General features: G+C 69.3%; 1 pseudogene. It reads left to right on the forward strand.

Annotation, left to right across the window (positions count from 1 at the left end):
- A pseudogene (locus tag DPV79_RS43015) lies at nt 1–254 on the forward strand (hypothetical protein); the annotation flags it as partial.

Raw genomic sequence — 254 nt, forward strand, 5'->3', positions numbered from 1 at the left:
GGCGTGGGCAACACGACGGTGTCGGGCGACAACGTGACGGTGGGCACCGGCGGCGACATCGGCGGTGACAACGTGACGGGCCACGCGAACCAGACGTGGACGCAGCAGCCGAACAGCACGGTGGCGGGTAACACGAGCACGAACATCACCGCACCGAACCTGAACATCGCGGGCAACACCGGGATGGCGGGCGTGGGCAACACGACGGTGTCGGGCGACAACGTGACGGTGGGCACCGGCGGCGACATCGGCGG

Source organism: Burkholderia reimsis (assembly GCF_003294055.1).
Lineage (GTDB): Bacteria > Pseudomonadota > Gammaproteobacteria > Burkholderiales > Burkholderiaceae > Burkholderia > Burkholderia cepacia.